This window comes from Streptomyces sp. NPDC052721 (genome assembly GCF_040678315.1).
Classification (GTDB): Bacteria; Actinomycetota; Actinomycetes; order Streptomycetales; family Streptomycetaceae; genus Streptomyces.
On the sequence record NZ_JBFATL010000017.1, the window covers coordinates 141,619 to 154,497 of the forward strand.

At 73.4% G+C, this 12,879-nt stretch carries 12 protein-coding genes; 6 read left to right on the forward strand and 6 right to left on the reverse strand.

Translation table 11 applies throughout. The features are described from left to right. The first annotated feature begins 13 nt into the window (after positions 1–13). The gene (locus AB0L21_RS18645) at positions 14–1,654 is read left to right on the forward strand and encodes an ABC-F family ATP-binding cassette domain-containing protein (protein WP_365785141.1); all 1,641 of its coding nucleotides are present in this window, start codon (positions 14–16) and stop codon (positions 1,652–1,654) included. A gap of 232 nt (positions 1,655–1,886) precedes the next feature. On the opposite strand, the gene AB0L21_RS18650 is transcribed toward AB0L21_RS18645, so the two are convergent. Both AB0L21_RS18650 and AB0L21_RS18655 read right to left on the reverse strand, forming a co-directional pair. Then, positions 1,887–4,268 carry a Tex family protein gene (locus AB0L21_RS18650; RefSeq protein ID WP_365785143.1) on the reverse strand — a complete coding sequence of 794 codons (2,382 nt, stop codon included), beginning with the start codon at positions 4,266–4,268 and terminating at the stop codon, positions 1,887–1,889. A gap of 102 nt (positions 4,269–4,370) precedes the next feature. Beyond that, positions 4,371–4,502, reverse strand: coding sequence for an LPFR motif small protein (locus AB0L21_RS18655; RefSeq protein ID WP_268252792.1), 132 nt, complete (start codon positions 4,500–4,502; stop codon positions 4,371–4,373). Between the two features lie 158 nt (positions 4,503–4,660). On the opposite strand from AB0L21_RS18655, the gene AB0L21_RS18660 reads away from it, so the two are divergent. Then, entirely contained in the window at positions 4,661–5,620 is a 960-nt protein-coding gene (locus AB0L21_RS18660) for a GlxA family transcriptional regulator (protein WP_365785145.1), read from the forward strand. A gap of 36 nt (positions 5,621–5,656) precedes the next feature. Next, positions 5,657–6,292, forward strand: a complete 636-nt coding sequence (locus AB0L21_RS18665) for a DJ-1/PfpI family protein (protein WP_365711441.1) — start codon at positions 5,657–5,659, stop codon at positions 6,290–6,292. Here AB0L21_RS18665 and AB0L21_RS18670 read toward each other — a convergent pair. Further along, positions 6,279–7,034 (reverse strand): enoyl-CoA hydratase/isomerase family protein, encoded by a 756-nt coding sequence (locus AB0L21_RS18670; protein ID WP_365785147.1) that lies wholly within the window; start codon positions 7,032–7,034, stop codon positions 6,279–6,281. The two genes, AB0L21_RS18665 and AB0L21_RS18670, sit on opposite strands and share 14 nt — an antisense overlap. Before the next feature lie 212 nt (positions 7,035–7,246). Between AB0L21_RS18670 and AB0L21_RS18675 the strand changes: the two genes are divergently transcribed. Beyond that, positions 7,247–7,741, forward strand: coding sequence for an ATP-binding protein (locus AB0L21_RS18675; protein ID WP_365711451.1), 495 nt, complete (start codon positions 7,247–7,249; stop codon positions 7,739–7,741). Positions 7,742–7,797: 56 nt separating this feature from the next. Here AB0L21_RS18675 and idi read toward each other — a convergent pair whose 3' ends face one another. The 3 genes from idi to galE all read right to left on the reverse strand — a co-directional run bounded on the left by idi (position 7,798) and on the right by galE (position 10,619). Next, positions 7,798–8,391 (reverse strand): isopentenyl-diphosphate Delta-isomerase, encoded by a 594-nt coding sequence (idi, locus tag AB0L21_RS18680; RefSeq protein WP_365711445.1) that lies wholly within the window; start codon positions 8,389–8,391, stop codon positions 7,798–7,800. Positions 8,392–8,567: 176 nt separating this feature from the next. After that, positions 8,568–9,509, reverse strand: coding sequence for a cation diffusion facilitator family transporter (locus AB0L21_RS18685; protein ID WP_365711447.1), 942 nt, complete (start codon positions 9,507–9,509; stop codon positions 8,568–8,570). A gap of 138 nt (positions 9,510–9,647) precedes the next feature. Then, positions 9,648–10,619 carry a UDP-glucose 4-epimerase GalE gene (gene galE, locus AB0L21_RS18690; RefSeq protein WP_365785149.1) on the reverse strand — a complete coding sequence of 324 codons (972 nt, stop codon included), beginning with the start codon at positions 10,617–10,619 and terminating at the stop codon, positions 9,648–9,650. A 264-nt stretch (positions 10,620–10,883) separates the two neighbouring features. Between galE and AB0L21_RS18695 the strand changes: the two genes are divergently transcribed. After that, positions 10,884–12,716, forward strand: coding sequence for a DUF5941 domain-containing protein (locus AB0L21_RS18695; protein WP_365785151.1), 1,833 nt, complete (start codon positions 10,884–10,886; stop codon positions 12,714–12,716). Further along, positions 12,713–12,879: sugar phosphate nucleotidyltransferase (locus tag AB0L21_RS18700; protein WP_365785159.1), on the forward strand; the 167-nt coding region annotated here is incomplete at its 3' end. The genes AB0L21_RS18695 and AB0L21_RS18700, both read left to right, overlap by 4 nt.

The window sequence follows — 12,879 nt, forward strand, 5'->3', positions numbered from 1 at the left end:
GATCGGCATCCTGATGACTGCCACCCTCGTTGCCAAGAACCTCGCCGCCGGACACGGCGACCGCTCCCTGTTCTCCGGGCTCGACCTGGTCGTCGCGCCCGGCGACGTGATCGGGCTGGTCGGGCCCAACGGCGCGGGAAAGTCGACCCTGCTGCGGATGCTCGCCGGACTCACCCCGCCCGAGCAGGGCGAACTGCGCCTGTCCCCGCCGGCCGCGACCGTCGGCCACCTGCCGCAGGAGCCGGAGCGCCGGCCGGAGGAGACCGTCCGGGAGTTCCTGGCCCGCCGCACCGGGGTCGCCGAGGCCCAGCGGGTCATGGACGAGGCCACCCAGGCGCTGGTCGACGGGGCGCCCGGCGCCGACGACGCCTACGCCGCCGCCCTGGAGCGCTGGCTCGGCCTGGGCGGCGCCGACCTGGAGGAGCGCGCGGAGGAGGTCGCCGACTCCCTCGGTCTCGCCGTGGACCTGGACCAGCCGATGACCGCCCTCTCCGGCGGCCAGGCGGCCCGCGCCGGCCTCGCCTCCCTGCTGCTCTCCCGCTACGACGTCTTCCTCCTGGACGAGCCCACCAACGACCTGGACCTCGACGGCCTGGAGCGTCTGGAACGGTTCGTCACCGGGCTGCGCGCGGGCACGGTCGTCGTCAGCCACGACCGCGAGTTCCTCGCCCGCACGGTCACCAAGGTGCTCGAACTCGACCTCGCCCAGCGGCAGATCAACCTCTACGGCGGCGGCTACGACGCCTACCTGGAGGAGCGCGAGGTGGCCCGCCGGCACGCCCGCGAGGAGTACGAGGAGTACGCCGACAAGAAGGCGGCTCTGCAGGACCGTGCCCAGACGCAGCGCGCCTGGATGGACAAGGGCGTGAAGAACGCCCGCCGCAAGGCCGGCAGCGACAACGACAAGATCGGCCGCAAGTTCCGCAGCGAGGCCAGCGAGAAGCAGGCCGCCAAGGCCCGGCAGACCCAGCGCATGATCGAGCGCCTGGACGTGGTGGAGGAGCCGCGCAAGGAGTGGGAGCTGCGGATGGAGATCGCCTCCGCGCCGCGCTCGGGCGCGGTCGTGGCGACGCTGCGGGACGCCGAGGTCCGGCGCGGCGACTTCACCTTCGGCCCGGTCTCCCTGCAGATCGACTGGGCGGACCGGATCGCGGTGACGGGGGCCAACGGATCCGGGAAGTCCACGCTGCTCGGCGCGCTGCTGGGCCGCGTCCCGCTCGACTCCGGGCACGCGGCCCTCGGCTCCGGGGTCCTGGTCGGCGAGGTCGACCAGGCCCGGGGGCTGTTCCACGGCCCCGAGACCCTGCTCGACGCCTTCTGCGCCGCCGTCCCCGACACCGAACCGGCGGAGGTCCGCACCCTGCTGGCCAAGTTCGGTCTGAAGGCCGGCCATGTGCTGCGCCCGGCCGCGACCCTCTCCCCGGGCGAACGCACCCGCGCCGCGCTCGCCCTGCTCCAGGGCCGGGGCGTCAACCTCCTCGTCCTGGACGAGCCGACGAACCACCTCGACCTGCCGGCCATCGAGCAGCTGGAGTCGGCCCTCGACGCCTACACGGGCACGCTCCTGCTGGTCACCCACGACCGGCGCATGCTGGACGCGGTCCGGGTGACCCGGCGCCTGGAGGTCGCCGCCGGCAAGGTGACGGAGCGCTAGGCCCTGTCGTCAAACTCCCGTCTGCCGCGCGACGCCATGCACGCACTCTCGCCGCACCGGGCCCCGACCCAAGTACATCCAGCACGCACCTGACGCCGCGCGGCCCGCCCTCCGGGCGGACGACGGGAGTTTGACGACAGGACCTACCGGCCCACGCGGTGGCGCGCGGCGCCGTCCATGGTTTCCGGGGCGGGACCGGGCCGGCTCACCTCGCCCGGTCCCGCCCCGCCCGTCAGCGCTTCTTCGGGTCCAGCAGGCCCGCGCGGCGCAGCGCGTCCGCCATCGCGCTGTTGGCCGGTGCCGGGGCCTGCCGGCCGCCGCGGTCACCGCCGCCGCGGCCCTGCCGCTGGCCGCCGCTCTGCCGCTGCTGCGGCGGACGGGCACCGCCACGCTGCTGCCGGCCACCGCCCTGGCCCTGCGGGGCGGCCTCGTCGTCCAGGCGCAGCGTCAGCGCGATCCGCTTGCGCGGGATGTCGACGTCCAGGACCTTCACCTTGACGATGTCGCCGGGCTTCACGACATCGCGCGGGTCCTTGACGAACGACTTCGACATCGCCGACACGTGCACCAGACCGTCCTGGTGGACACCGACGTCCACGAACGCTCCGAAGGCGGCCACGTTGGTGACCACGCCCTCCAGGACCATTCCGGCGGACAGGTCGGAGATCTTCTCCACGCCCTCCTTGAAGGTGGCCGTCCGGAACGCGGGACGCGGGTCGCGGCCCGGCTTCTCCAGCTCCTTGAGGATGTCGGTGACGGTCGGCAGACCGAAGGTGTCGTCCACGAAGTCGGCCGGCCGCAGCGAGCGCAGCACCCCCGTGTTGCCGATGAGGGACGCCACCTCCTGGCCCGTGGTCTTCACCATGCGGCGCACCACCGGGTACGCCTCGGGGTGCACGCTGGAGGCGTCCAGCGGATCGGTGCCGCCGCGGATGCGCAGGAAGCCCGCGCACTGCTCGTACGCCTTCGGGCCGAGCCGCGCCACCTTCTTCAGCTCGGAACGGGACGTGAAGGGACCGTTCTGGTCCCGGTGGGCGACGATGTTCTCGGCGAGTCCGGCCGAGATGCCCGACACGCGCGCGAGGAGCGGCACGGACGCCGTGTTGACGTCCACGCCGACGCCGTTCACACAGTCCTCCACGACCGCGTCCAGCGAGCGGGACAGCTTCACCTCGGACAGGTCGTGCTGGTACTGGCCGACGCCGATCGACTTCGGGTCGATCTTCACCAGCTCGGCCAGCGGGTCCTGCAGGCGCCGGGCGATGGAGACCGCGCCGCGCAGCGACACGTCCATGTCCGGCAGCTCCTGCGAGGCGTACTGCGACGCGGAGTACACCGACGCGCCCGCCTCGGACACCACCACCTTGGTGAGCTTCAGCTCCGGGTGGCCGGCGATGAGTTCACCGGCGAGCTTGTCGGTCTCACGGGACGCCGTGCCGTTGCCGATCGCGATCAGCTCGACCGCGTGCTCCTTCGCGAGCCGCGCCAGCTTGGCGAGCGCCTCGTCCCACTTGTTGGCCGGGACGTGCGGGTAGATGACGTCCGTGGCGACGACCTTGCCGGTCGCGTCGACCACGGCGACCTTCACGCCCGTGCGGAAACCGGGGTCCAGGCCGAGCGTCGCGCGGGTGCCGGCCGGGGCGGCCAGCAGCAGGTCCCGCAGGTTCGCCGCGAACACGTTGACCGCCTCGTCCTCCGCGGCCGTCCGCAGCCTCAGGCGCAGGTCGATCCCGAGGTGGACCAGGATGCGGGTGCGCCAGGCCCAGCGGACCGTGTCCGTCAGCCACTTGTCGGCCGGGCGGCCCCGGTGGGCGATCCCGAACTTCGACGCGATGATTCCCTCGTACGAGGACGGGCCCTCCGTGGCCTCCTCCGGCTCCAGGACGAGGTCCAGCACCTCCTCCTTCTCCCCGCGCAGCATCGCCAGGATCCGGTGCGAGGGCAGCTCGGTGAACGGCTCGGCGAAGTCGAAGTAGTCGGCGAACTTGGCGCCCGCCTCCTCCTTGCCCTCGCGCACCTTCGCGGCCAGCCGCCCGCGCACCCACATGCGCTCGCGCAGCTCGCCGATCAGGTCGGCGTCCTCGGAGAACCGCTCGGTGAGGATCGCCCGCGCGCCCTCCAGCGCGGCCTGCGGATCGGCGACGCCCCTGTCGGCGTCCACGAACGCGGCGGCGGCCGCCAGCGGTTCGACCGTGGGGTCGCCGAGCAGTCCCTCCGCGAGCGGCTCCAGGCCCGCCTCGCGCGCGATCTGCGCCTTGGTGCGCCGCTTGGGCTTGTAGGGGAGGTAGATGTCCTCCAGACGCGCCTTCGTCTCCGCGCCGCGGATGCGCGCCTGAAGCTCCTCGGTGAGCTTGCCCTGCTCCCGCACCGACTCCAGGATCGCGGTCCGCCGCTCCTCCAGCTCCCGCAGATAGCGCAGCCGCTCCTCGATGGTGCGCAGCTGCGCGTCGTCGAGCATCTCGGTCGCTTCCTTGCGGTAGCGAGCGATGAAGGGCACGGTCGAACCGCCGTCGAGCAGTTCCACCGCGGCCTTCACCTGCCGCTCCCGTACGCCGAGCTCCTCGGCGATCCTGCCTTCGATGGACCCTGCTCCGAGGGACCCGGGTGTCGTCACGATCCCGTACCGCCTTCTCCACTGAGGTTGCGCGGCAATTGTGGCAGGTGACACCGACAACCGGGGATCAGGGCGGCACCCGGCGGGGCGCCGGGCCCGGCGTCAGGCCCGGCTCCCGCGCGCGGAGGACGACGCTCCGCCGAACAACCGGGCGAGCGCCCGGAACGGGAGCGTGACCACCGTGGCGACGGCGCCGCCGATCTGCCGCAGTACGTCTGCGAGGGCACGGAACACGGAACGATCTCCTTTCGTCGTGGGCTCTCGTCACCCCGGGTACCTCCGGACGGCGCGGGAAACCCGGGGCAGCACCCGGGAACTCCAGAACCCCCGTGGCAGAAAAGGTGGGAAATCCGTCGTTGCTGCCGCGCGCGGGGCCGCCCAGAATCGAGGCCATGACGCAGCGAACCGTCCTCGTCACCGTCTTCGACGGCGTGCAGAGTCTCGATGTCACCGGCCCCATGGAGGTCTTCGCCGGCGCGGAGAAGCACACCCCGGGCTCGTACCGGGTCCGCACGGCCTCCGTGGACGGCGGGCCGGTGCGCACCTCCAGCGGGCTGACCGTCGTACCGGACGGATCGCTGGCGGACACGGCGGATCCGCACACCCTGCTGGTCCCCGGCGGGGAGGGCACCCGCGACCCCGATCCGCGGCTGGTGGAGTGGCTGCGCGCGCACGGCCCGCGGGCCGCGCGCCTGGTCTCCGTGTGCACCGGTGCGATCCCGCTGGCGCGGGCCGGGCTCCTGGACGGCCGGCGCGTCACGACGCACTGGGCGTACTGCGACAAGCTTGCCCGGGACCACCCCGCCGTCCGGGTCGACCCAGACCCGATCTTCGTGCGGGACGGACACGTGGCCACCTCCGCCGGGGTCACCGCGGGCATCGACCTCGCCCTCGCGCTGGTGGAGGAGGACCTGGGCCGGCAGGTGGCGCTGACCATCGCCCGCCATCTCGTGGTGTTCCTGCGCAGGCCGGGCAACCAGGCCCAGTTCAGCGCCCAGCTGGCCGTCCAGGCGGCCCGCCGGGAACCCCTCCGGGACGTCCAGCAGTGGATCACCGAACACCCGGACGGCGACCTCGGTGTCGAGGCGCTGGCCGCCCGCGCGGCCCTCTCCCCGCGCCACTTCGCCCGCGCCTTCCAGGCGGAGACCGGCATGACACCGGGCCGGTACGTCGACCGGGTCCGCCTCGAACACGCGCGCCGCCTGCTGGAGGACACCACCGACGGCATCGAACAGGTCGCCCGCGCCAGCGGCTACGGCACACCGGAGGCCATGCGCCGCGCCTTCCTGCGCACCCTGGGCGCGTCCCCGGCCGAGTACCGCCGCCGCTTCCGCCCCGCCCCCGTCGTCTGACGGATGCTCACCCACCATACGAGTCAAGGGAATTCCATGCAGATCGCCATCGTGCTCTACGACCGCTTCACCGCCCTCGACGCCATCGGCCCCTACGAGACCCTCGGCCGGCTCCCCGGCTCCGAGACCGTCTTCATCGCCGAGCGCACCGGAGGCGTCCGTACCGACACCGGGAACCTGGCGCTCATCGCCGACCGGACCCTCGCCGACGTGCCGTCCCCGGACATCGTGATCGTCCCGGGCGGTCCCGGGCAGAGCGAGCAGATGGAGAACACCGTCCTGCTGGACTGGCTTCGCGCGGCGGACGCCACCAGCACCTGGACCACCTCGGTGTGCACCGGCTCGCTGCTGCTGGCCGCCGCCGGGCTGCTGCGCGGCCGCCGCGCCACCTCGCACTGGCTCGCGCTGGACCAGCTGCGCGGCTTCGGGGCCGAACCGACGGGGGAGCGGGTGGTCGTGGACGGCAAGTACGTCACCTCGGCGGGCGTGTCGTCCGGCATCGACATGGGCTTGACCCTCCTCGGCACCGTCGCCGGCGACGAGCACGCCCAGTCCGTCCAGCTGCTGACCGAGTACGACCCCCAGCCGCCGTACGACGCCGGTTCACCGGAGAAGGCGCCCGCGCACCTCGTCGAGAAGTGGCGTGCCGCGAGCCGTTTCATCCTGACGTAGACACGCTCCAGGTGAAGCGCGGCTGCCGGCGCTCCAGGAACGCGGCGACTCCCTCCTCGACGTCGCCGCTGCCGCGCGCCTGGGCGGCCCAGTGGGCGTCACGGTCGGTGCGGCCGGCGGCGAACTCCTTGGCGGCGGCCTGGGTGAGCTGCGAACGGGACACCAGGACCCGGGTCAGGTCCGCGACCCGCTTGTCCAGTTCCCCCTCCGGCAGCACCTCGTCCACCAGGCCGGTGCGCAGCGCCCGCCCGGTGTCGATCAACTCGGCCGTGAACAGCAGGTACTTGGCCGTGGCCGCGCCGACCAGGGACACCAGCCGGCGGGTCGAGGAGGCCGGATAGACGACACCGAGCCGGGCCGGTGTCACCCCGAACAGCGCTCCCTCCTCCGCCAGCCGCAGGTCACAGGCCGCCGCGAGCTGCGCCCCGCCGCCCACGCAGTGGCCGCGCACCGCGGCGAGGGTCGGCTTGGGGAACGCGGCCAGGGCCTCCTCGGCGGCCACCGCCAGGGCCGGTGCCTCCTCCGGTGCGTCCTGGAGCGTGGAGATGTCGGCACCCGCGCAGAAGGTCCCGCCCTCACCGGTGAGCACCAGAGCCCGGACCCGGGGGTCACGGGCCAGCGCGTCCAGCAGCGGGGGGAGGGCCCGCCACATCGCTGTCGTCATGGCGTTGCGCTTGGCGGGATGACGGATCACCACGGTGGCGACGGAGTCGGTGACCTGGTGGGACAGCTGGGGCTCCATGCGGGGATCGTAGCGTCGGCCTCGTACAACCCGACTAGTTCGCGAACCGGCGCCGAGGAAACAGGAACAGTCCCGCCCGCGACGAGGTCATACGGAGTCGGTCAGAAACCGTTCGATACCCGCCTACTTGTGTTCAGGCATCCGGACCCGAGCGGATCGTTACCAACACTCGACGTGTGGTGACAATCGAGCGCGAGGGTGGCGACCGGACGATGGACAACCACGGGCGCGAGGACGGTCCGCGCCCAGCGGGGGGCGGCGACAGGCCGCCGGATCCACTGCCGTACGAAGGCGTCTGGCGGTTCACCGCGGCCGCGGTGGACGCCTCGGTCCCGCAGGCCCGGCACGCGGTGCGGGACCTGCTGCTGCGCCAGGGTGTGCCGGTCTCCGACGACCTGGTGCACGGGCTGCTGCTGATCGTCTCCGAGCTGGTCACCAACGCGGTCCGGCACGCGGCGCTGCTGTCGCCGGTGCTGGCCGTGGAGGTGGCCGTCGGCGCCGAGTGGGTGCGGGTGTCCGTGGAGGACAACCACCCCTACCGCCCGACGGCCCTGGAGGCCGACCACGGCCGGACCGGCGGCCGGGGCCTCCTCCTGGTCCGCGAGGTGGCGCGGGAGGCGGGCGGGGTGGTCGACGTGGAGCACACCGCGAGCGGCGGCAAGGTGATCTGGGCCGCCCTCCCGCTCAAGCCCCCCTCACTGCCGTAGCGCCCGCCGGCCGACGGCCCGCCCCTGGCCGGTGACGGCACCGCCGGCCGTGGCGGCTACCAGCCGGCGGACGGGCCCGTCAGTTCCCTGATGGCCGGGCGGGCGGCGTCCAGGACGGTCATGAACCAGGCCGAGAACGGGTCCCGGGCATGCCGCTCGGCCAGCTCGGCCGCCGTCACGAAAGCGGCCTGGGCGACCTCCTCCGGGTCCGGCCCGAGCGGCGCCTGCACCAGACCGACGAACAGATGGTTGAACTCCTGCTCCACCAGGCCCGAGGCGGGGTCCGGGTGGTTGTAACGGACCGTGCCGGCCTCCGCGAGCAGCGACGGCGACACGCCCAGCTCCTCGTACGTGCGCCGGGCCGCCGCCGCGAACGGCGCCTCGCCCGGGTACGGGTGACCGCAGCAGGTGTTGGACCACACACCGGGGGAGTGGTACTTGCCGAGCGCCCGCTGCTGGAGCAGCAGCCGGCCCTGCTCGTCGAAGAGGAACACCGAGAACGCGCGGTGCAGCTGCCCCGGCGGCTGATGGGCGGCGAGCTTCTCCGCCGTACCGATCGTCACACCCTTCTCGTCGACCAGTTCCAGCAAAATCGCCTCTGCGGTGCCCTTCGACGAGCTGTGCGTCGCGGTGGCAGGTGTGATCGGCATACCCATCCTTCGCCTCGGTCTTCGCACCCCAAGTCTGCCGTACGAATCCGGCACTCCCGGCACGTCGCGCACGTCGGCGCGCGGCGCGGCAGCGGGAGCCGGACCCGGTAGATCATCGTGCCCGGAGCCGGCCGCGGGGAACCGTCCGGGGGTGCGCCGAACGGCAGTGCGCGCGGTCAGTGGCACAGCCGCGCTTCGTGCTCCGCGTGCCCGCCCGGCTCCAGCTGGAAGGTGCAGTGCTCCACGTCGAAGTGATCGCCCAGGCAGCCCTGCAGTTCGTGCAGCACCTTCTCGTGCCCGATGGCGGTCAGCACCTCGGAGCTGACCACCACGTGCGCCGACAGCACCGGCATGCCCGAGGTGATCGTCCAGGCGTGCAGGTCGTGGACGTCCTCCACGCCGTCCAGCGCCAGGATGTGCGCCCGGACGTCCGCCATGTCGACGCCCTTGGGGGCCGCCTCCAGCAGCACGTCCAGCGTCTCGCGCAGCAGCTTCAGCGTCCGCGGCACGATCATCAGCCCGATGACCAGCGAGGCGACCGGGTCCGCCGCCTGCCAGCCGGTGGCCAGGATCACCGCCGCCGAGATCAGCACCGCCACCGAGCCCAGCGCGTCCGCGGCCACCTCCAGGAAGGCGCCGCGCACGTTCAGGCTCTCCTTCTGCCCGCGCATCAGCAGCACCAGCGAGACGGAGTTGGCCACCAGGCCGATCAGACCGAACACGACCATCAGGCCGCCCCGGGTCTGCGCCGGCTCCGTGAACCGCTGGACCGCCTCGTACAGGACGTATCCGCCGACCCCGAGCAGCAGCAGACAGTTGGCCAGGGCCGCGAGGATCTCGGCGCGGGCGTAGCCGTAGGTGCGGTTGGTGCTCGCCGGGCGGTTCGCGAAGTGCACGGCGAGCAGGGCCATGCCGAGGCCCACCGCGTCCGTCGCCATGTGCGCCGCGTCCGCGATCAGCGCGAGCGAGTCCGCGAGCAGGCCGCCGGCGATCTCGACGACCATGACCGTGAGCGTGATGCCCAGCGCGATCCTCAGCCGGCCCCGGTACGCGGCCGTGGCCGTACCCGTGGCCGGCGCGTGGGAGTGCGCGTGCCCGTGGTCGTGCCCTGCCCCCATGACTACCGCCTTCCGTGTGGCTGCCCGGAAGCCAGTGAACTACGGGGCGGGGGTAGGGGGCAACGCGGCACTGAACACCGTTGTCATGTGCCGTGACCTGCGGAAACGTTACGCAGGTCACGGCGCCGGAGGGCTGTCTCAGCTGCCGTGGTGCAGCCGCCAGCCCGCCCATGCCGACTCGATCATCTCCCGCACCCCGCGCCGGGCCCGCCAGCCCAGTGCTTCGGCGGCCCGCTCGGCCGAGGCCACCGCGCGCGGCGCGTCACCGGGGCGGCGGCCCTCCATCACGGGCGCCCGGCGGTCCCCGGTGACCTCCCCGATGACCGTGATCAGCTCGCGCACCGAGACGCCCTCGCCCCGGCCGATGTTCAGCGTCAGATCACCGGTGAGGTCCCCGGCGGCCAGCCGGCGCGCCGCCGCCAGGTGGGCCTCCGCGAGGTCGGCGACGTGGATGTAGTCCCTGACGCAGGTGCCGTCCGGCGTCGGATAGTCGTCGCCGAAGACGCGCGGGGCCTCGTCCCGGGTGAGCCGGTCGAAGACCATCGGCACGATGTTGAACACACCCGTGTCCGCCAGCTCCGGCGCCGCGGCGCCGGCCACGTTGAAATAGCGCAGACACACGGTGGAGATGCCGTGCGCGCGGCCCGCCGCCCGCACCAGCCACTCGCCGGCCAGCTTGGTCTCGCCGTACGGGTTCACCGGGACGCACGGGGTGTCCTCGGTGATCAGGTCCACGTCGGGGTTGCCGTACACGGCCGCCGACGACGAGAACAGCAGGCGGTCGATGCCCGCCTCGGCGACCGCGTCCAGGAGCGTGGCCAGACCGCCCACGTTCTCCCGGTAGTAGCGGGTGGGCTGGGCCACCGACTCCGCGACCTGCTTGCGCGCCGCGAGATGGACGACGCCCGTCACGCCGTACTCCGCGAAGACCCGCTTCAGCAGCGCCCCGTCCAGCGTCGAACCCTGGACCAGCGGCACCTCGGCCGGCAGCCGCGCGGGCACGGCCGCCGACAGGTCGTCCAGCGCCACGACGTTCTCCCCGGCGCCCGCCATGGCCCGTGCCACATGCGCCCCGATGTATCCGGCTCCGCCGGTGATCAGCCATGTCATGGTCGCCCACCCTATGCCGAACGGCCCGGTGTCCCGGTTGCCCGGGTCTGCCCCATGGGTTTGTGGGCCGGGCCCCGGATCCCCGATGATGATCGCGGCAAAGGCCGGGGCAGCCCCCGTGGGCCGGACCGTGAACGGCCGGTGAACACCGGCTCCGGACCATCCGATAGCCTCTGCCGACATGCCGCCCGGGTGCCGCAGGCAGGGCGCCCCACCATGCAAGAGACCGGCGCCCGCGCGCCGGCACCCAGGGAGTGAGTTCGGTTGTCGACCGCCATCGTCACCGGTCAGCCGGTCCCCGGATCGTCGCTGGAGAACGATCTGCGGTCCCTCGGCTTCGATGTGCGCGTGGCCGCCGACGCCGCCGAGACGGAGTCCCTGCTCGCCTCCGTGCCGGCCGACCGGCGCGTGGCCCTGGTCGACGCCCGCTTCGTCGGCCACCTCCACGCGCTGCGCCTCGGCCTGACCGACCCGCGCTTCCCGCTCGCCGCCGTGCCCGGCGCCGTCACCGCCCAGCCCGCCGCCCGGCAGGCACTCACCCGGGCCGTGGCCCGCGAGACCTCCGCGGACGGCGGTACGGCCACCGCCCGCGCGGCCGAGGGCGGCGCCCCCGCGCTCGCCCTGGACAGCCTCGCCGACCGCGTCGCCGGCGCCCTCGACGCCGACGGCGGCGCCGTGCACCGGCCCGAGCTGGGCAGCCTGGTCGCCACGGTGCCGGCCGACCCGCAGACCCGCAACGAGGCCCGGCAGGCCGTCGCCGCCGTCGACGACGAGGCCGTCCGCCTGAAGTCGGCCGTGAAGTCCCGGGACGGCTTCTTCACCACGTTCCTCATCAGCCCCTACTCGCGCTACATCGCCCGCTGGTGCGCCCGCCGCGGCCTGACCCCGAACCAGGTCACCACGGCCTCGCTGCTCACCGCCCTGATAGCGGCCGGCTGCGCGGCGACCGGCACCCGCGGCGGCTTCGTCGCGGCCGGAGTGCTGCTGATCGCCTCCTTCGTCCTGGACTGCACCGACGGCCAGCTCGCCCGCTACGCCCTGAAGTACTCCACCCTCGGCGCCTGGCTCGACGCCACCTTCGACCGGGCCAAGGAGTACGCCTACTACGCCGGCCTCGCCCTCGGCGCGGCCCGCGGCGGCGACGACGTGTGGGCCCTCGCCCTCGGCGCCATGATCCTCCAGACCTGCCGGCACGTGGTCGACTTCTCCTTCAACGAGGCCAACCACGACGCCACCGCCAACACCAGCCCCACCGCCGCCCTCTCCGACAAGCTCGACAGCGTCGGCTGGACCGTCTGGCTGCGGCGGATGATCGTGCTGCCGATCGGCGAGCGCTGGGCGATGATCGCGGTCCTCACCGCGGTCACCACCCCCCGGATCACCTTCTACGCCCTGCTCGCCGGCTGCGCCTTCGCGGCGACGTACACCACGGCGGGCCGGGTGCTGCGCTCGGTGACCCGCAAGGCGCGGCGCACCGACCGGGCGGCGCAGGCCCTCGCCGACCTCGCCGACTCCGGACCGCTCGCCGCGTCCCTGCGGCGCGTGGCGGGGAAGGGCCTGCCCGGGCTCGCCGTGCCCGCCGTCGCCCTGCTCGGCGGCGCCGCGGCCGTGGCCTGCTCGGCCCTCACGGACTTCGGCGGGCCGCTGCCGGTCGCCGGCGCCGTGGTGTACGTCCTCACCTCGGCCCTCGCCGTCGCCCGCCCCCTCAAGGGCGCCCTCGACTGGCTCGTCCCGCCCTTCTTCCGGGCCGCCGAGTACGGCACGGTCCTCGCCCTGGCCGGCAAAGCGGGCGTGAACGGGGCCCTTCCAGCGGCTTTCGGCCTGGTGGCGGCCGTCGCCTACCATCACTACGACACGGTGTACCGCATCCGCGGCGACGCCGGAGCGTCCCCGGCCTGGCTGGTGCGCGTCATCGGGGGGCACGAGGGGCGGACGCTGCTCGTCGCCGTTCTGGCCGCGGTGCTCACCGCCGCGCAGTTCAAGGTCGCGCTCACCGTCCTCGCCGTGGCCGTCGCCCTGGTGGTGCTCGTCGAGAGCATCCGCTTCTGGGTGTCCGCCGGGGCGCCCGCCGTACACGACGAAGGAGAACCCGCATGATCGGCCTCGTGCTGGCGGCCGGCGCCGGACGGCGTCTGCGCCCCTACACCGACACCCTCCCCAAGGCCCTGGTGCCGGTGGGTCCCGAGGGAGCGGAGGAGTCGCTGACGGTCCTGGACCTGACCCTGGGGAACTTCGCCGAGGTGGGGCTGACCGAGGTCGC

What these genes read in the sequence shown, in the direction of transcription:
- AB0L21_RS18685 (WP_365711447.1), bottom strand. Translation starts at nt 9,509, where the DNA reads ATGGGGGCAGGGCACGACCACGGGCACGCGCACTCCCACGCGCCGGCC.
- AB0L21_RS18665 (WP_365711441.1), top strand. Translation starts at nt 5,657, where the DNA reads ATGCAGATCGCCATCGTGCTCTACGACCGCTTCACCGCCCTCGACGCC.
- idi (WP_365711445.1), bottom strand. Translation starts at nt 8,391, where the DNA reads ATGCCGATCACACCTGCCACCGCGACGCACAGCTCGTCGAAGGGCACC.
- galE (WP_365785149.1), bottom strand. Translation starts at nt 10,619, where the DNA reads ATGACATGGCTGATCACCGGCGGAGCCGGATACATCGGGGCGCATGTG.
- AB0L21_RS18660 (WP_365785145.1), top strand. Translation starts at nt 4,661, where the DNA reads ATGACGCAGCGAACCGTCCTCGTCACCGTCTTCGACGGCGTGCAGAGT.
- AB0L21_RS18675 (WP_365711451.1), top strand. Translation starts at nt 7,247, where the DNA reads ATGGACAACCACGGGCGCGAGGACGGTCCGCGCCCAGCGGGGGGCGGC.
- AB0L21_RS18670 (WP_365785147.1), bottom strand. Translation starts at nt 7,034, where the DNA reads ATGGAGCCCCAGCTGTCCCACCAGGTCACCGACTCCGTCGCCACCGTG.
- AB0L21_RS18645 (WP_365785141.1), top strand. Translation starts at nt 14, where the DNA reads ATGACTGCCACCCTCGTTGCCAAGAACCTCGCCGCCGGACACGGCGAC.